This is a genomic window from Paenibacillus sp. Y412MC10, from assembly GCF_000024685.1.
GTDB lineage: Bacteria > Bacillota > Bacilli > Paenibacillales > Paenibacillaceae > Paenibacillus_AQ > Paenibacillus_AQ lautus_A.
The window spans coordinates 809,749-828,951 of the sequence record NC_013406.1; the positions used below are offsets into that span (position 1 = coordinate 809,749).

Here is a 19,203-nt window from a genome sequence, read left to right on the forward strand (position 1 = left end):
ATAAACTAAGTATAACATTAATAGGCCAGCAACCCTTCTGATATTTTCCCGACGCGGGTTCGACCGGAATCACAGCAGCTTTCCTTCATTATGACAGTACATGTCATGAATGCCCTTTTATAATAGGAGCACTACAGGGCACAAAGGAGGAACGGCCATGCCGCAAGAATATATCCGCATTCGCGGTGCCAGGGAGAATAATCTAAAGAATGTTTCGCTCCAAATTCCAAAACGAAAAATCACCGTCTTTACCGGCGTATCCGGCTCGGGCAAATCGTCCATCGTGTTTGATACCATCAGTTCCGAGGCCCAGCGATTGCTGAACGAGACGTTCACCGCTTTTGTCCGGAACCGGCTTCCCCGGCATAGCCGCCCGGACGTGGACTCGCTCGAGAATTTGTCGACCGCCATCGTCATCGACCAGAAGCGGCTGGGAGGGAACTCGCGTTCCACGCTCGGCACGATCACCGATCTGTACGCCGTTCTTCGACTGCTGTTTTCGAGGGTGGGGCAGCCATTCGTGGGTTACTCCAATGCGTTTTCTTTTAACGATCCGCAGGGCATGTGTCCGGAATGCCAGGGAATCGGGAAGAAGGTGGAGCTGGATCTGACGAAGCTGCTGGATACGACCAAATCCTTGAATGAGGGAGCGGTCCGGTTTCCGATTTTCTCGGTGGACAGCTGGTATATGAAGAACTACACCATGTCCGGTTTCTTTGATAACGACAAGAAGCTGGCCGATTATTCCGAAGCGGAATGGAATCTCTTCCTGTACGGCAAGGAGGGGAAAGTGACCTTCCCGTCCAAAGGCGGACCGGTGCAGTCCGACTTCGAAGGCCTCGTGCTGAAATTTAACCGGCTGTATATTCAGCGAGACAGCAGCGAATTGTCCGAACGAACCTTCAATCACGTGAAAAATTTCATTACGCACGGCACATGCCCGTTATGCGAGGGGACACGGCTCAGCCAAGCTGCGTTAAGCTGCAGGATCAACGGATTCAACATCGCCGAGTGTGCGGCCATGGAGATCGGGGACCTAAGAGCGTTCATCCTGGATATCAAGGAGCCGATCGCTGCAAGCATGGTAGCCAGCTTAGCGGAGCGGCTGCAGCATTTGATGGATATGGGACTGGATTACCTGACGCTGAACCGGGAGACGACCACGCTCTCCGGAGGCGAGTCGCAGCGGGTCAAGATGGTCCGGCATCTGGGCAGCAGCCTGACGGACATGATGTATGTTTTTGATGAGCCGAGCGTGGGCTTGCATCCGCGGGATGTTCACCGTCTGAACGGCATGCTGAGGAAGCTTCGCGACAAGGGCAACACCGTGCTGGTCGTGGAGCATGACCGTGACGTGATTGAAATTGCCGACCATGTGGTGGATGTGGGGCCGAATGCCGGTACCCGGGGAGGGGAAATTGTCTTCGAAGGGACGGTCGAGCAGCTGTGCGACCAAGCTTCCACCTTAACCGGGCGGTATATGAAGCGGTGGATGCCGATGAAGGAACAGTTTCGCGTACCTACAGGGCATATGCGCATTGCCAATGCGAATCATCATAACCTGAACAATGTGACGGTGGATATCCCGGTAGGCGTATTGACCGTGGTCACGGGCGTAGCGGGATCAGGAAAGAGCTCGCTCATTCACCATGCCTTCCTGTCCCAGCATCCCGAGGCTGTTGTCATCGACCAGTCCGCCGTCAGCGCCTCGATCCGTTCCAACCCTGCCACCTACACGGGGATCATGGATGACATCCGGAGCATGTTCGCCAAGGCGAACGGCCAGAGTCCGTCCCTGTTCAGCTTCAATTCCAAAGGGGCCTGCCCCGACTGCCACGGGCTCGGTTTCATCTATACGGACCTGGCTTTCATGGAAGGCATTAAGTCGCCGTGCGATACCTGTGACGGCAGACGTTTTAAGGATGATGTGCTCCAGTACAAGCTCCAGGGAAAAATGATCACCGAGGTGCTGGACATGACGGTACTGCAGGCGCTGGATTTTTTCGAGAAAAAAGAAATCAAGCGGCGGCTGGAAGCATTGCATGACGTGGGCCTGCACTATCTGACCCTCGGACAGCCGCTGAGCACCCTGTCCGGGGGCGAAAGCCAGCGCATCAAGCTGGCCAGCGAGCTGCACAAGCAGGGTCAGATTTACGTCATGGACGAGCCGACGACGGGGCTGCATATGTCGGATGTCGGGCATCTGCTGGACATGATGAATCGGCTCGTCGATAACGGCAGCTCGGTGATCGTGATCGAGCACAATCTGGACGTGATTCGTCAGGCGGACTGGATCATCGATCTCGGGCCCGAAGGCGGCAGCAGGGGAGGGAGGGTCATATTCGAAGGAACGCCCGCCGAACTGATCGCGGCGGAACACTCCCTGACCGGTAAATACGTGAGAGGATAGACTTAGAATGGCTGTGCCGCATATCCCCGCGGCATGGCCATTCTATGGTTATCAGGCTTATATGATCGTTTAAACGGCAATACTGTATGCTGCCACAGACTGCGGCTTAGGCAGGAGTCGGTTAATAAGAATGTATAAACGACTAATGTCCGTATACCGCGATGGGCAGCATTTTGATTGTAAACGGGGGATCAGGCAATGCGGAAAGCATGGTGGAAAGAAGCCGTTGCGTATGAGATCTATCCGCGCAGTTTCATGGATTCGAATGAAGACGGCATCGGGGATCTGCAAGGGGTGATATCCCGTCTGGATTATTTGAAGGATCTCGGGATTGACGTCATATGGGTATGCCCTATCTATCGATCCTCCAATAACGACAACGGCTATGATATCAGCGATTATCAGGATATTATGACGGAATTCGGCTCGATGGCCGACTTCGACCGGCTGCTGGCCGAAATCCATAAGCGCGGCATGCGCCTTATCATGGATCTGGTGCTTAATCATACCTCGGATGAACATCCGTGGTTTATGGAAGCCCGCTCCTCCCGAACGAATCCGAAGCGGGATTATTACATCTGGCGGGATCCGAGGGACGGGGCCGAGCCGAACAATTGGGAATCGGTGTTCACCGGTTCCGCTTGGGAATACGACGAACTAACGGGTCAATATTATCTCCATCTCTATTCGAAAAAGCAGCCTGATCTAAATATGGAGAATCCGGCGGTCCGGGAAGAGCTGGTGCGGATGATCCGCTGGTGGCTGGATAAAGGGATCGACGGCTTTCGCGTGGACGCGATCACCCATATTAAGAAGCTGCCGGGTTTGCCCGACATGCCGAATCCAAACAACCTTCGATATGTCGATTCAAATCCCGGTCACCGGAATATCGCGGGAATTCATGAATTTCTACAGCAATTCAAACGCGAAGCGTTCGCCGATTATGACATTATGACGGTGGGCGAAGCCAGCGGCATTCCGATCGCCGAAGCAGACCGCTGGATCGGGGAGGAGAACGGGGCGCTGAACATGATTTTTCAATTTGAGCACGTCAATCTCGATTTCGGACTCGAAGGGCGCTGGGATTACGCCGTCTGGGACTTGGCCGAATTGAAGCAGATCATGCATAAATGGCAGACGGGCCTGGAAGGGACAGGCTGGAACGCTCTCTATATGGAGAACCATGATCAGCCGCGCTCCGTATCCCGTTTTGGCGATCCGGTCCACTATCATAAGGAATCGGCCAAGATGCTGGCTACTTTTTTTATGCTGATGCAAGGGACGCCGTTCATTTACCAGGGGCAGGAAATCGGGATGACGAATGTCGAGTTTCCGGAGCTGAGCGATTATCGGGACGTGGAGATCTACAATTATTACCGCGAGCGGCTGTTGGACGGAAAAGACGTGTCCGAGACGATGCGCAGAATCGCGTACCGGGCCCGGGACAATGCAAGAACGCCGATGCAGTGGGATGGCACGCTTTATGGCGGTTTCTCATCCGTCGTGCCGTGGATTCGGTCCAATCCGAATTATCATGAGATCAACGTGGAGCATCAGCTGGCCGATCCGGATTCCATTCTTAATTACTATAAGGCCTTGATCCGTCTGCGCAAGTCCACCGAGGTGCTGATCTACGGAAAATACGAAGCCGTGCTGGAGGAGCATCCGGAGATCTTCGCTTATTCCAGATCATTAGGGAACGAGGTATATCTGATCGTATTGAACTTTTACGGCAGGACGCCGGAGTTTCAGTTTCCAGCGGAATGGAGCGGCCGTCATCCGGAAGTGGTGCTCACCAATTACGAGCGGTCGGACCGGAGTTTCGGCCAATTCACCTTAAACCCTTATGAAGCGATAGTTTATCGTGTAAACTAAGTGGGTAAGCGATTTCTTGAAATGAGAGGTGAATGCAGCTTGTCGCAGCCTAATTTGATGTCTGCCGCCGTTCTTGATCGTCCTTTATCCATTGGGGTGAAGCAGGTGCCCATTCCGGAGCCGAAGCCAGATGAAGCCTTGATTCAGGTGTATTGCATCGGCATCTGCGGTTCGGACGTGCATTATTATGAGCATGGACGGATCGGAAGGTATGAGGTGAAAGAGCCGTTGATTCTGGGACATGAGCTGGCTGGAGTCGTTGTGAAAACGGGGGAGAAGGTGACGAATGTCTCCGTCGGTGACCGCGTGGCCGTGGAGCCGGGCGTTACGTGCGGGCAATGCGCCTATTGCAAAAGCGGACGCTACAACCTGTGCCCGGACGTGGTGTTCATGGCGACTCCTCCGGTTGACGGTGCCTGGGCCGAATACGTTGCGGTTCGCAGCGACTTCCTGTTCCGGCTGCCGGATGAAATGTCCTTCGAGGAGGGCGCATTGCTTGAGCCGCTGTCCGTTGGCCTTCATGCCGTACGCCGCGGGCGTATCCGGCCGGAGGACCGGGTGCTGGTGCTCGGTTTGGGCCCGATCGGCCTGCTTGCCATGGAGGCAGCCAAAATGTCCGGAGCTTCACAGGTATTCGGCAGCGACGTCGTGGATTACCGGCGCAATCTGGCCCTTCAGATGGGAGCCTCCGGCGTGATCAATCCCATGGACGAATCCGTGCCCCAGCGATTGGTCGAACTTACGGGCGGCAAGGGAATCGATCTCATCATCGAAACATCGGGCAATGCCGGGGCCATCGCGGATTCCATCGGTTATGTGAACCGCGGGGGCCGCATCGTGTTTGTAGGCTTGCCTGCAAAGGATGCCATTCCGGTGGATATCGGCGCTTTGGTTGACGCCGAGCTGGATGTATACGGTGTGTTCCGCTATGCGAATACGTATCCGGCCGCTATTCAGATGCTGCAGAACAAGGGCAGCCGCATACGGGACATCATCACCCACCAGTATTCTTTGGATCAGATCGAGGAAGCCGTGGAGCTTGCCCGCACGCAAAAGGACACCAGCGTCAAAGTCATGATCTATCCTCATCAAAACGCATAACGTTTCTTCGCGGCAGGAAGAGCTGCTTCCGGAGCTGGCGGTACAATCGAACCTGAATAATATGATATCAAAAAGCACCGCTCCAACACTTGTCGGAGCGGTGCTTTTTTCAACCGGTTAGTCCGGGCGCTCATTGCTCATCCAGCTGTCGATGCGAAGATCATCGCCGTAGGTCTCGCGCGACGAAATTTCGCCGAGCTTCTGCTCGGCAGCCTCGCGGGTATCGAATCCGCCGATGACCGCGATAAAGTCCCCGCCGGCCGCCTTAATGAAGGTCACGTCGTCTTCCAAGTAAATCTCTTCAAGAATGGCAAGGGATTCCCCTTGCGGCATCGTCTCACTGCGGATATAGAAGACTTCGCGCGGAGTTACCGGCTCGCCGGTGGAAGTAAGCCTCAGCTCCAAATAGCCGGGATCTTTATATTCCGATACGGAATGCTTCACGCCGTCCTTCAGCTCAACGACAAAACGCATGGCCGAATCGTCCAGAATCACATTTTCATAAACATCCTTCACCAGCGGAAGCGCCAGCATGTCTTTCTTGATGGTATCATAGTCAAAATATCGAACCCCGTTAAACGTGAAAATAAGGCGGTTCGGGGCATCTCTATGGTCGACGGTATAGGCAGGCACGCTGGAAACGGACTCGCCTTCCTGATCAAAATGAATCTTGAATACATCCTCGGAAGCTTCCGTTCCTACGGTAACGCCGTCGGTCCGCTCGCCGCCGCCCCCGAATTGCAGCACCTGAACGATGCTGCCCACCACGGGTACTTTGGATAAGGCATTGGCTACCGTTGGGATATTGACCACGAAGAGCAGGGCAGCGGCCGCTGCAACAACGGAAGAATACCTCATCATGCGTTTGGATCGTTTACGGATGGCCGCCTTTTTCTGCGCAGCATCTATGACGCCTGTTAACTGAGCGGGAATTTCAATGTGTTCGTAGCGTTCTTTTCCTGTCATAGGCTATCGACCTCTCCCTCGATTAAATAAGATTTCAATTTTCCGATAATGCGATAAAACCTGGTTTTGACGGTGTTCTCGGACAATGACAGCACATCCGCCATTTCCCTAAAGCGCAGGTCCTCAAAAAACTTCAAAATCATGTAGGTTTTCTCCTCCGGCGGCAGTTTGTCCAGCGCATCGTACAGATCCATTTTCTCCTCCAGCGGGACCGCATGCTCTGCAGCCGCGTAGTCCTGAGCCTGGTCTTCCATATAGGTAAACCGCTTCTTGCGACCGAGATGGTCGATGGCAGTGTTAATGACGATCCGGGTCATCCAAGAATCAAAATACTGCGGCGCGTTCATCCGCTCATAAGCGAGGTATCCCTTATAGGTCGCTTCCGAGACGATGTCCAGTGCCTCCTGCTCGTTTTTGACATAGCAATAGGCCACCCGGTATAACTTGTTCTTGCATTTCTCGATATGTTCACTGAACTGTTGTTGCTTCGATTCTTTCGCTCTCAGTTCACTCACTCCTAACTACTAGCACTAGTATACATGTCATGGCACGAATTCGTTGATCTGTTCATTCATTGGCCGGATTGATGGGATCAACTCAAGTACTTGAGTGCGCTTGACTGATCATTAGACCGTGGAGAGGGCCAAATAGTTTTAGCCCGGGATAAAAAATAGACGAATGGAGGGATATACCAGGCCGATTACGCCGTATGTGCGAATCCAAGGCTGAAATGAGGAGGGATTGAAAAATACCGAGCAGCTTAACAGAAGACATGAAGGATGTTACTATATGAGTCATATGAAGTGAACGGAGGCCAGAACATGTAGGTTTTTCTACCCAACCCGCACAACTAAATACAGAATTGGGGTAGAAAGATGAAACGGAAATCCTTTCGATATCTCTGGATAGGCCAGGCGCTCGCCAATAGCGGCGATTTAATTTACATTGTCGGCCTGATGGCTATGATCCATGGGATTACGGGATCCGCCATGTTGATGGCCATGATCCCTTTCATTACGACGACGACACGGTTTATAAGCGGGAGCTTTGCGCCCGTTTTAATGGACAAATACAGCCTCAAGTCGCTGCTTGTTTCGTCTCAGATCGGAAAAACGGTCGTGCTGTTCCTGTTGATGGTAACCTGCTATGCACTGGGAGAGCAGGAGGCGACGGTCTATGTGATTCTCGGATTCGTATTTCTCATCTCCTTGCTCGATGGCTGGGCTGCACCTGCCAGCCATGCCATGCTGCCGCGTCTGGTGGATGCCGCCGAGTTAACGAAAGCAAACAGCTTTGTTGCCATCGTGGATCAGATGATCCAACTGGGAGGCTGGGCGGTTGGGGGACTGCTGGTCGCAGTCTTGGGCGGAAGCAGCGTGATAGGACTGACCTTTGCGCTGTCCCTGGCAGCGGCAGTCTTCATGAAACTTATAGAGGATCGGCATGAAGCCGCCCCGGAACCGAAAGAGAAGACGCGCGTTTCGAAAGGGCGCTCCATTCAAGAAGGCTGGGCACTCATTTGGAAGCAGCCTTCCCTTCGGGCGATTCATGTGATTTATGTATTGGAGACGATGGCAGGCGTGATCTGGATCGCAGCGATCATCTACGTGTACGTGGCTGATGCGCTGCACAGGGAGGAGGCGTGGTGGGGATATATCAACGCAAGCTTTTTCCTGGGACTCATGCTGGGCGGACTGTTTGGAATGAGAGGCGGGGGGCTGATCGACCGCAATATTCGCAAGTTCGTCATCTGCTCTTCCTTCGGCATCAGTCTGATGACGCTCGGTTTTGGATTGACCTCGGTGCCTTGGCTGGCCCTTATGTTCTCGGCAGGCTTCGGCGTTTTTGAACAGCTGAAATCCGTCTCGCTGCAGACCACTCTGCAGCGGAGCGTATCCGTTCATCTGTTGCCGAAGGTGTACGCGGCTCAAAGCGCGATGGTTTCGCTGGTATTTGGCCTATCCACGCTGCTGTTCGGGTTCATCACCGACGAATACGGCGTCCGGACTACGTATATCATTGCAGCTGCGGTGTTGTTCATCTCGGGCTGTTACGCTGCAATCATACGAACGAGGTGGCCGGGGGCAGGGGAAAGCGCAGCACAAGGAGGAGGACGCGCGGTATAATTGGCATATAGGTTCATCCTCCCGCCGGACTTGATGACTGCAAGTTTCATACATGCAGACAATTTCGAAAATAAAAAAGGCGAGCGTTAAGCTCGTCTTTTTTATTTTTGAATACTACGGGGACTCGCGTTATGAACAGGCGTTTCATCCATATCCTTATGCAAGGCTTTAATTTCGTAAGCCGTATTTGAAACAATCCACGCCCTTTTCCTTCGGAAACATAGGCTGGTAGAGCATACGATTCATTAGAATGACGATGGCATGAATAACGTGTAAGCGGCTCTCCTATCGCTATAGGAGAGCCGTTTTTGGGCTTGATATTCTGGTTACAGTGAAGGGCCAAGGGCAATCCAGGACACGAAGCCGTAGGAAAGGCTGCAATTCGGCTGGCGGATCACTTCCAGAACTGCTGCATCCTCGCGCTGGGATTTCAGTGAGATCTGGAAACCAGGATTGTTGCTCATCCCCACGATAACATAGTTAATGCCGGCATAAGGTTCATCGAATAGGACGGTTACCTCGGTCTGAGTGCCGGCCCCTGTCAATACAAAGGGGGTCATTCCAAATTGCTGAAGTTTCGGCTTCCCGCTTGAGCTGCGCACCGGCGTGAAGGCCAGATGCTGTGCAGTGACTGCTGATTCAGCCAATTGCTGGCCGGTAACAGCCCCGTCGGAAATATGAACGCTAGCGACAGCCGACTTGCCTAATTTGTCGCCGTCAATGCTGCCGTCAGCGAGTGTAAAGGTATCAAAAGCGTCCGGTCTAAGATGTCTTCTCTCGATGGTCCCGTCAGCGATTTGGTTTCCGGTAACAGCCCCCTCGGCCAAGGTGAAGTTATCAAAAGCATCCGGTCCAAGGTGTTTACTCTCAATGGAACCTTCGGCGATCAGGGAACCGTTCAAAGATCCCTCGGCCAAGTTCGCGCCAGTGATAGTCCCTTCAGCGATTTGGCTTCCTGTAACAGAACCGTCAGCCAGGGTAAAGTTATCAAAGGCACCCGGAGCGAGATGTTTGCTCTCAATAGACCCCTCGGCGATCAAGGAACCGTTCAAGGAGCCCTCGGCCACGTTCGCGCCAGTGATGGTCCCTTCAGCGATCTGGCTTCCTGTAACAGAGCCGTCAGCCAGGGTGAAGTTATCAAAGGCATCCGGTGCGAGGTGTTTACTCTCTATGGATCCCTCGGCGATCAAGGAACCGTTCAAGGAGCCCTCGGCCACGTTCGCGCCAGTGATGGTCCCTTCAGCGATCTGGCTTCCTGTAACAGAGCCGTCAGCCAGGGTGAGGTTATCAAAAGCATCCGGTCCAAGGTGTTTACTCTCTATGGATCCCTCGGCGACGTTCGCGCCAGTGATGGTCCCTTCAGCAATTTGGCTTCCTGTTACTGAACCATCGGCCAAAGTGAAGTTATCAAAAGCATTCGGGCCAAGGTGTTTACTCTCGATGGAGCCCTCGGCGATTTGTGAGCCGTTCAAGGACCCGTCGGCTACGTTCGCGCCGGTGATAGTACCTTCAGCAATTTGGCATCCTGTTACTGAACCATCGGCCAGGGTGAAGTTGTCAAAGGCATTGGGTGCGAGGTGTTTGCTCTCAATGGACCCCTCGGCCAAGGTGAAGTTATCAAAAGCATCCGGTCCAAGGTGCCGGCTCTCGATGGAACCTTCGGCGATCAGGGAGCCGTTCAAGGATCCCTCGGCCACGTTCGCGCCAGTGATAGTACCTTCAGCAATTTGGCTTCCGGTAACAGCCCCCTCGGCCAAGGTGAAGTTATCAAAAGCATCCGGTCCAAGGTGCCGGCTCTCGATGGAACCTTCCGCGATCTGGGAGCCGTTCAAGGACCCGTCGGCTACGTTCGCGCCAGTGATAGTGCCTTCAGCAATTTGGCTTCCGGTAACAGAGCCGTCAGCCAAGGTGAAGTTATCAAAAGCATCCGGTCCAAGGTGTTTACTCTCGATGGATCCTTCGGCGATTTGTGAGCCGTTCAAGGACCTGTCGGCCACGTTCGCGCCAGTGATAGTCCCTTCAGCGATTTGGCTTCCGGTAACAGAGCCGTCAGCCAAGGTGAAGTTATCAAAGGCATCGGGTGCGAGGTGTTTGCTCTCAATGGATCCCTCGGCGATCAGGGAACCGTTCAAGGATCCCTCGGCCACGTTCGTGCCGGTGATAGTACCTTCAGCGATTTGGCTTCCGGTAACAGAGCCGTCAGCCAAGGTGAAGTTATCAAAGGCATCGGGTGCGAGGTGTTTGCTCTCAATGGATCCCTCGGCCACGTTCGTGCCGGTGATAGTACCTTCAGCGATTTGATTTCCGGTAACAGAGCTGTCAGCCAGGGTGAAGTTATCAAAGGCATCCGGTGCAAGGTGTTTGCTCTCAATGGATTCCTCGGCGATCAGGGAACCGTTCAAAGATCCCTCGGCCACGTTCGCGCCAGTGATAGTACCTTCAGCGATCTGGCTTCCTGTTACTGAACCATCGGCCAGGGTGAAGTTATCAAAGGCATCCGGTGCGAGGTGTTTACTCTCGATGGAGCCTTCAGCAATTTGGGAACCATTCAAAGACCCGTCGGCCACATTCGTGCCAGTGATGGTCCCCTCAGCGATTTGGTTTCCTGTTATTGAACCATCGGCCAGGGTGAAGTTATCAAAGGCATCCGGTGCAAGGTGTTTGCTCTCAATGGATCCCTCGGCGATCAGGGAACCGTTCAAGGATCCCTCGGCCACGTTCGCGCCGGTGATGGTACCTTCAGCGATCTGGCTTCCTGTAACAGAGCCGTCAGCCAGGGTGAAGTTATCAAAAGCATCCGGTCCAAGGTGCCGGCTCTCGATGGAACCTTCGGCGATCTGGGAGCCGTTCAAGGACCCGTCGGCCACGTTCGCGCCGGTGATAGTACCTTCAGCAATTTGGCTTCCTGTTACTGAACCATCGGCCAAGGTGAAGTTATCAAAAGCATCCGGTCCAAGGTGTTTACTCTCGATGGATCCCTCGGCGATTTGTGAGCCGTTCAAGGACCCCTCGGCCACATTCGCGCCGGTGATAGTCCCTTCAGCGATCTGTCTTCCTATAACAGAGCCGTCAGCCAGAGTAAAGTTATCAAAAGCATCCGGTGCGAGGTGTTTACTCTCAATGGATCCTTCGGCGATCAGGGAACCGTTCAAAGATCCCTCGGCCACGTTCGCGCCGGTGATGGTCCCCTCAGCGATTTGGCCTCCTGAAACAGAGCCCTCGGCCAGAATGAAGTTATCAAAAGCATCCGGTCCAAGGTGTTTACTCTCAATGGATCCCTCGGCGATCAGGGAACCGTTCAAAGATCCCTCGGCCACGTTCGCGCCGGTGATGGTTCCCTCAGCGATTTGATTTCCCGTAACAGAGCCCTCGTCTAAGGTGAAGTTGTCAAAAGCATTCGGTGCAAGGTGTTTGCTTTCGATGGAGCCCTCGCCAATCTGCTCCCCGTTCAGTGAGCCGTCGGCTACGTTCGCGCCAGTGATGGTTCCCTTAGCGATTTGTCTTCCGGATACAGATCCGCCGGCCAGGGTGAAGTTAGCAAAAGCGTCGGGTCCAAGGTGCTTGCTTTCGATGGAGCCCTCGGCAATCTGCGCCCCGTTCAAGGAGCCGTCGGCTACGTTCGCGCCGGTGATGGTTCCCTCAGCGATTTGATTTCCCGTAACAGAGCCCTCGTCTAAGGTGAAGTTGTCAAAAGCATTCGGTGCAAGGTGCTTGCTTTCGATGGAGCCCTCGGCAATCTGTGCCCCGTTCAAGGAACCGTCGGCGACGTTCGAGCCGGTGATGGTTCCCTCAGCGATTTGATTTCCCGTAACAGAGCCCTCGTCTAAGGTGAAGTTGTCAAAAGCATTCGGTGCAAGGTGCTTGCTTTCGATGGAGCCCTCGGCAATCTGCGCCCCGTTCAAGGAGCCGTCGGCTACGTTCGCGCCAGTGATGGTCCCCTTAGCGATTTGCCTTCCGGATACAGATCCGCCGGCCAGGGTGAAGTTATCAAAAGCGTCCGGACCGAGGTGGCGGCTTTCAATGGAGCCTTCGGCGATCTTCGAACCTTTCAGGGACCCATCGGCGACGTTCGCGCCCGTGATGGTACCTTCAGCAATTTGACTTCCCGTAACAGAACCCTTTCCTAAGGTGAAGTTGTCGAAAGCATCCGGTGCGAGGTGCTTGCTCTCGATGGAGCCTTCGGCAATCTGCGATCCGTCTAAGGAGCCTTCGGCGATGTTCGCGCCGGTGATGGTTCCCCCAGCAATTTGACTTCCTGTTACGGAGTTTTCGGCTAAAGTGAAGTTATCAAAAGCGTCCGGTGCGAGGTGCTTGCTCTCGATAGAGCCCTTGGCAATCTGGGACCCGTTCAAAGCACCAGCCGCAATGTTCGCCCCCGTGATGGTTTCCTTGGCGATTTGGCTCCCCGTAACGGAGCCGTTAGCCAGGTTGAAGTTATCAAAGGCGTCCGGACCGAGATGCCGGCTTTCAATAGAGCCCTCGGCTATTTTCGAGCCGTTCAGAGAACCTGCCGCAATGTTTGAGCCGGTGATCGTTCCATGGGCAATTTTTGCTCCCGTAACCCCGTGATCCTGAATAAGCTCCGTTGTAATCGCACCGGCTTCAATATGCTTCGTGTTGATGCTGTGCGTCTGCAAATGATGGGGAAGCACGGCACCTTCTGCCAATTGTCTTGATTTGACGGACCCTGGCTGCAGCTGATCGACTCCCACACTATCCGGTTGCAAGTGGACATGGCCGACAGACTGATCCGCCAGATGGGCCATGTTGACGGAGTAAGGGGCGAGATGGTGACTTTGAATAGAGAATAATTCTATATGCTTGGATGCCACAGCCCCTTCACTGAGATGGTTTCCATGGATCGATTCTCCGGCAATATGCTCGGAAAGAACGGCACCGTTCTCGATGTGCGACGATTCAATGCTTTCGTTCTGGATATGCTTTGCGCTGATCGAGCCTGACGCAATATGCCGATCGGTTACAGCGATATCCTCAATATGCTGTGATTTGACCACTTCCAAACCAAGATGGTCCGAAAGGACGCTCGCTTCTTGCAGATGCACTGCCGAGATGGAGAGCGGTTTGATTTTTTCTCCGCTAACGGCGTTTGTTTTCAATACGGTCCCCGACACAGATGAAGGGGTAAGGTGGTCTTCCGTAATCGATTGCGATTCAAGCTTCGCTCCTGGAATGCTTCCGTCGGCAAACAGCATATCGGGCGATCGGCTCTCGTCAGCCAAATGGTTTAGCGTGATGGATTTCTTTTTCAAATGGTAGCCGTGGATTGCTTCCTGGGTGATATGTTTGCCCAAGATGGATTCCAGTCCAAGATGCACTCCCTCAACCGACTGCTGGGCAATTTTGTCTGAGGTAACGGCTCCATTCTGAATGGCTTCCTTGGCGACGGAATGGGTTGACAGGTGGGTGGAACGAATGGCTTGGGATGCTATTTTGTCACCAGTGATGCTGCCTTCGGCAAGTTTGGACGACGTAACGGAAAGATCCGCCAGCTTGTCGGTCGACACGCTTTCCGGTGACAGTTTCAGGGACGTTACAGCATGGTCTGCCAGATGCCGAGGTGCAATAACGCCTTCACCGATAGAAGATTCGATTACGCTGCCTTCGGCAATTTTGTCGCTTGTTACCGCTCCGCGTCCAAGCGCTTCTGTCCCTACGCTCTCGGTCTGTAAATGGCAGCTGGCAACCGAGCCGTTGGTCAAATGCGATGATTGGATCGCCCCGTCTTGTATGGCATGTGCTCCGACGCTGTCCGCAGCCAGATGCTGCTGCAGAATGGATTGGCTTGCGATATTGCTGGAAGTCACGCCACTCTGCCTAATGATGCTGCCGCCAACCGAGCCCAACGCCAGCTTGCTGCCCGTTACACTTTCGGGTGCAAGCTGTTCTTCCCCAACCGATTCTCGCTGAAGATGCTGTCTCGCGATGGAACGGTCCGCCATGTGCTGCTCTCCAATCGTTCTGGAATGGATTGCCGCACCGAGCACGCTTTCAGGAGCAAAGTGCTGTGGCAAGATGCTGCCGATTGCGATATGTTTTGCTTTCACTGCATCTTGAGAGAGATGCCGGGCTTGAACAGCCTCCGAAGCGATTTGGGATGATTCTACGGCCCCTTTAGCCAAATGACGGGTTTGTACAGCTTCATTGGCAATCTTACTCGGGAGAACACTCTGATCAGCAATTTTTGAGGCCGTAACAGCCTGCTCGACCAGTTTGGCTGTATGGACTGACTGATCGGCAAGTTTGGAGCTCGTTATACTGGAATCGCTCAAGTGCCGGGTGGACACGGCGCTGACGTCGATCTGTTCGGGACCGATGGAACCAGGCTGAATTTGATCAGGCCCTATTGCACCGTCTTCCAGATGGCGGGCGCCCAGCGATCCATTCTGAATATGGTCGGCGCCAATGCCTCTAACAGCAATTTGGTCGGGGCCGATGCTTCCCTTGGCAATATGCTCCGATGTCACGGCCCTGCTGACGAGATGGTCGCTGTTAATGGATTTCTGCTGTATATGGGAGCCGTCTACGGCGCTATCCGCTATTTTGTTTCCGGTGATGGCGCCATCGCGAATTTTGGATGACGTGACGGCATTGTCGGCAAGCTTGGAAGTGTGAATCGCCTCATTGGATATATGCCGGGTTTCTACGGCGCTTGATGCGATTTTTTCTCCAATGACAGATTGGTCGTCCAGCAGCTCCGTCGATACGAGCAGCTGCTCGAGGTGCCTTGCTGTAATAGCTCCGTCGGCTATTTTCTTCCCTTCAACGGCATGGTCCGCCAGCTTTTGGGTGGTTATGCTGCCATCCTTGATTTTGCTTGCGTTGACCGAGCCGTCCCTGAATTTGCGCGTCGATAAAATTCCATCCATGAGATGCTCGCCCGTGACTGACAATGGAGCAATTTTGCTTGAGGTCACGGCTTCGTCTGCAAGATGAAGGCTGGAAACGCTATAGTCTTGCAGCGCTTCGGGACCGACCGCTCCACGAGCAAGCTTGGAAGCCGTAACCGACTTGGAGGCGATCCGGTTCTCGGTTATGGCATATTCACCTATGTCCTCTGTAAATATAAATGCTCCCTTAATTTCTGGCATTTCCTTTTCAAGAATCAACTGCTCCGGCTCGATTTCCGTGTTAGGCAGAGGATCGGAAGATAGCGTCAAATGGTCAGAAGACAGTGTCATGGAAGAATCTGCAGAAGACAGTGTCACGGAATCCGTAGAAGATAATGTTGTGGAGTCAGTTGCTGCCGCGGCGGAGTCGGAATTTACCGTCACGGCATCAGAAAATGCAGTAGCCTCTGTTGACACAGAAATAGCTTCGTCTGATATTACGGGTTTGATGACTTCTTCTCTTTCTTGCTGCCTTAATTCGAAAATGCCGATGAGATCCTCTTCCGGATCCGCGAGAGGTAATGTTGAAAGAATGCGGGCTTCTTTTTCTTGTTCTGTTTCTGTTTCTTTTTCTTTTTCAGGACTGCGTCCATTACCGCGCCCCAACAGGTCGAGTTCCCTGGTACTAGGGTCGACTCTGAAGGGTTGGTTAGAAGATGTTGACGAGTTTTTTTTCTTTTTCTTCAAAACTGCACGCTCCTTCCGAATACTGATCGTCTCCGGTATCATATGCAGCCGTTTAGGCGGCTGTCACTGGTCTTTTGGGATTCGAAGAATCGAAATGGCGGCGCATCCATGGAAAAAGGACCCGGCAAAGGCCGAGTCCTTCATTGTGCGCTTAATAGCGCTTATAAAATTTAACCCCTGGCGCCTTTACGGCTGCACAGTCGGTTCCGTATTTGAAGTTTCTTCAAGAATCTTTGCTTCTAAAACGACAAAAGCCCTGCCTCTCTTTCGTCCTTGCGGCTCCGATGACCGCTCCAGTGTGAATCAGAAAACCGTTCCATAAAACTCATACTTTTAGGGTCATAAAATAGGAATTTGCACTTCAACAGAGATGTAAATAACCATTTTTCGAGGAACTTACGGGGTTAAACTTCGTGTAACAATTACTAATTATAGCACAGCTGCATGTAATAAGCAAAGATATTCAAACGAATATTAGAATGAGATGCAAAAACGCTTGATTTTTTCCTGAAATCCTACGATATTCATATTAACAGTTTTTTCTTGCGAATTCTGCTGCCGAGCTCTTAAACTTGTAGCATCATGTCGAATACGTTCGGATTGCATATGCCTTGCCGATATTTATTATCCGTTAATGAAAGTAGGCGTTCCATGCAACTGTATAAGTCTTTTCTTAAGCAGCTAATCCGGAACTATATGATCGGGTCCATTGCAGCTGTGCTTGTTGTGGGTGGCGTATTAATGGTAACGACCCTCGAGATTCCCACCTCTGAAGGCGTGCGTCTAATGCTCATATTGGCCATTTCGTTCATGGTAATGGTCGCATCGGAGCTGACGGTCTTTCTTCGCCATTTACGGCCGATTCACGCGGGATTTAATGAAGGCCATACGGATTTGGAAACGTTGGAAAAAGCGTATTTGAGCATTCACCGTATGCCGCGTTTGGCGGTATATCGCATATTCGGACCGCATCTGCTCGGTTTATCGCTTCCGGCCATTCTGCTTACCGTTTGGATGATGGAGCAGGGGAAGCTGAATTTCCCGCCGTTCTACATATGGCTGGCTTGCCTGGGGGCGGTCCTGCTGGCCAGCTGTCATGCCATGATCGAATTTTTCCTGACCATAGCCGCCATTCGCCCTTTGATCAAGGAAGTTCGGCGGCAGGCGCTGTCGCGTTATGGCGTGGATTTCTCTCTTGAGGGCCATGTGTTCATGGCGATTCGGACGAAATTTCTGCTGAGTACGATGCTGATCGGCACCTTTCCGCTATTTCTGTTCAGTTTGGCTGTGCAGATCCGGTTGGAGGGGCTTAGTCAGATTGTAGCTCAGCAGTATTGGGGCTGGGCCGGATTTATATTGCTGCTTGGGGTCGGATTTGCTTATATCGGCGCCTGGCTCTTGACCCAGGATTTGCAGCGCCCCATCCGTCAGCTGTACCGGGCGATGAATGAGATCAAGGAGGGCCGTCTGATTCAGACCTCCAATCTCTACTCCGATGAATTTTCCAATTTGATCGCGGGTTTTAATATGATGGTCCGCGGGCTGCAGGTGCGCGAGGAACGGAACCGCAAGCTGCTGGACAGTTATTTTGCCGCCCTGGCGGCGGCGCTGGATGCCAGAGATCCTTACACGGCCGGCCATTCGCTTCGGGTAGCGGAATATTCGGTGTTGATCGGCCGTCTGGCCGGACTAAGCGAAGAGCAGGTTGATCTTTTGCATAAGACGGCATTGCTGCATGATATCGGCAAGATCGGGGTCAGGGACAACATTTTACTAAAGGAAGGGAAGCTGACGGCAGAGGAGTTCGATCAAGTAAAGGCCCATCCGGCGCAAGGGGAGAACATTCTGCTGCAGATCGAGCCCGCCGATGCCATGGCTCCTTACTTGGAGGGGGTGCGCTCTCACCATGAGCGCTATGACGGAGGCGGGTACCCTGACGGGCTGAAGGGAAAGGAAATTCCGCTGTTCGGCCGGATTATTGCCGTGGCCGATGCCTATGATGCCATGACGTCGGACCGTCCGTACCGCAGCGGCATGAAATCCGCGGATGCGTTGAGCATATTGGAAGCCGGTAGGGGAACCCAGTGGGATCCCGATTATGCGGGCATGTTCGTGAAGTACATGAAAGCGGAGAAGAAGGTCATTACGATTCGTTAGCGGGGGACCAGTCAAGGAACCAGCTGCGCGGATTCTTTGATGAGCAAGTAAGAGGCCGTACCTGTGCAGGTATACGGCCTCTTTTTTGTGGGTATGTCCTCTACATGCTGCCAAATGCTGCAGTCCAGCACGTTTATCATGCTGATTCCTTACAGGAGCCGACAGGAAAAAAACAAGGATATCAGATCATCTGGTGAGCCGTATCGATTTCCGTACCTTCTTCATGCTCTGCATGCTTCCCCTTGCGATGCATCCAGCCTGCCAGCCATGTGCTGATTTCATATAGACCGATGAGCGGGACGGCAACCATTAGGTGCGATACGAGGTCAGGCGGCGAGATCAGCGCCGCAACGATAACCAAAACGACGTAGGCGTAGCGCCTCATGGTATGCAGGATAGCCGGGCTTAATATTCCTATTCGCGTCAGAAACAGGACGATGACAGGCAGCTCGAAGGCAAGAGACAGCGGGATGATGATATTGAACATGAAACCGAAGTACTGGGCGACGCCGTACGTCTCGACGAGGTCCATCTGACTGTTGATCCCCGTCGTAAAAGCGAGGCTCATCGGAAAAACGACAAAGTACGCAAACGCGACCCCTATGAGAAAACATAACGCAGAGAAGGGGATAAACCGAAGGGCTGCTTTCTGCTCGCGGCCGTTCAGTCCCTGATTGACAAACAGCCAGATTTGATGCAGGGCGAACGGCAAGGTAGGAAGCAGAGACAATACGATGCTGATGCTCATATAGATGCGGAGACCGTCCCAGGGCGAGAATACGTTCCAGGTTACCTGAAAGGCCGGCGAATGATGCTTTAACATGGATAACACATGGGGTGCGGCGAACAGGCCTGCCGCCATGCTTAGGAGAAAGACGGCGGCTACCAGAAGGATTCGCTTTCTAAGTTCGGCGATGTGCTCGAGCAGCGTCATGGTATTCTTGAACTCCATAGACTTCGTCACTCCTTTGGT

10 protein-coding genes are annotated in these 19,203 nt (G+C 53.1%); 6 read left to right on the forward strand and 4 right to left on the reverse strand.

The window, feature by feature from the left end; genetic code table 11:
- The first annotated feature begins 157 nt into the window (after window positions 1–157).
- The 3 genes from GYMC10_RS03470 to GYMC10_RS03480 all read left to right on the forward strand — a co-directional run bounded on the left by GYMC10_RS03470 (window position 158) and on the right by GYMC10_RS03480 (window position 5,386).
- Window positions 158–2,410 (forward strand): ATP-binding cassette domain-containing protein, encoded by a 2,253-nt coding sequence (locus GYMC10_RS03470; protein WP_012818876.1) that lies wholly within the window; start codon window positions 158–160, stop codon window positions 2,408–2,410.
- Window positions 2,411–2,608: 198 nt separating this feature from the next.
- On the forward strand, window positions 2,609–4,285 hold the full coding sequence (locus tag GYMC10_RS03475; protein WP_012818877.1) for a glycoside hydrolase family 13 protein: 1,677 nt from the start codon (window positions 2,609–2,611) through the stop codon (window positions 4,283–4,285).
- 39 nt (window positions 4,286–4,324) lie between these two features.
- Window positions 4,325–5,386, forward strand: coding sequence for an NAD(P)-dependent alcohol dehydrogenase (locus GYMC10_RS03480; protein WP_012818878.1), 1,062 nt, complete (start codon window positions 4,325–4,327; stop codon window positions 5,384–5,386).
- Between the two features lie 117 nt (window positions 5,387–5,503).
- On the opposite strand, the gene GYMC10_RS03485 is transcribed toward GYMC10_RS03480, so the two are convergent.
- Together GYMC10_RS03485 and GYMC10_RS03490 are read right to left on the reverse strand one after the other, a co-directional pair.
- Window positions 5,504–6,352, reverse strand: a complete 849-nt coding sequence (locus GYMC10_RS03485; protein ID WP_012818879.1) for a hypothetical protein — start codon at window positions 6,350–6,352, stop codon at window positions 5,504–5,506.
- On the reverse strand, window positions 6,349–6,867 hold the full coding sequence (locus tag GYMC10_RS03490; RefSeq protein WP_012818880.1) for a sigma-70 family RNA polymerase sigma factor: 519 nt from the start codon (window positions 6,865–6,867) through the stop codon (window positions 6,349–6,351). The genes GYMC10_RS03485 and GYMC10_RS03490 overlap by 4 nt, the downstream gene beginning before the upstream one ends.
- Before the next feature lie 360 nt (window positions 6,868–7,227).
- Here GYMC10_RS03490 and GYMC10_RS03495 point away from each other — a divergent pair, with 360 nt between their 5' ends.
- A complete protein-coding gene (locus tag GYMC10_RS03495; RefSeq protein ID WP_012818881.1) occupies window positions 7,228–8,478 on the forward strand; it encodes an MFS transporter in 1,251 nt (416 codons plus the stop codon).
- Between the two features lie 326 nt (window positions 8,479–8,804).
- On the opposite strand, the gene GYMC10_RS03500 is transcribed toward GYMC10_RS03495, so the two are convergent.
- The gene (locus GYMC10_RS03500; protein ID WP_144374196.1) at window positions 8,805–15,677 is read right to left on the reverse strand and encodes a WIAG-tail domain; all 6,873 of its coding nucleotides are present in this window, start codon (window positions 15,675–15,677) and stop codon (window positions 8,805–8,807) included.
- Between GYMC10_RS03500 and GYMC10_RS32155 the strand changes: the two genes are divergently transcribed.
- Both GYMC10_RS32155 and GYMC10_RS03505 read left to right on the forward strand, forming a co-directional pair.
- Complete coding sequence (locus tag GYMC10_RS32155; protein ID WP_144374197.1) at window positions 15,676–16,395, forward strand: hypothetical protein; 720 nt, start codon at window positions 15,676–15,678, stop codon at window positions 16,393–16,395. The two genes, GYMC10_RS03500 and GYMC10_RS32155, sit on opposite strands and share 2 nt — an antisense overlap.
- Before the next feature lie 329 nt (window positions 16,396–16,724).
- Window positions 16,725–18,230 (forward strand): HD-GYP domain-containing protein, encoded by a 1,506-nt coding sequence (locus GYMC10_RS03505; RefSeq protein WP_012818883.1) that lies wholly within the window; start codon window positions 16,725–16,727, stop codon window positions 18,228–18,230.
- 181 nt (window positions 18,231–18,411) lie between these two features.
- Here the strand turns inward: GYMC10_RS03505 and tatC are convergent, their stop codons facing one another.
- Window positions 18,412–19,182 carry a twin-arginine translocase subunit TatC gene (gene tatC / locus GYMC10_RS03510; protein ID WP_012818885.1) on the reverse strand — a complete coding sequence of 257 codons (771 nt, stop codon included), beginning with the start codon at window positions 19,180–19,182 and terminating at the stop codon, window positions 18,412–18,414.
- Between the last annotated feature and the right edge of the window lie 21 nt (window positions 19,183–19,203).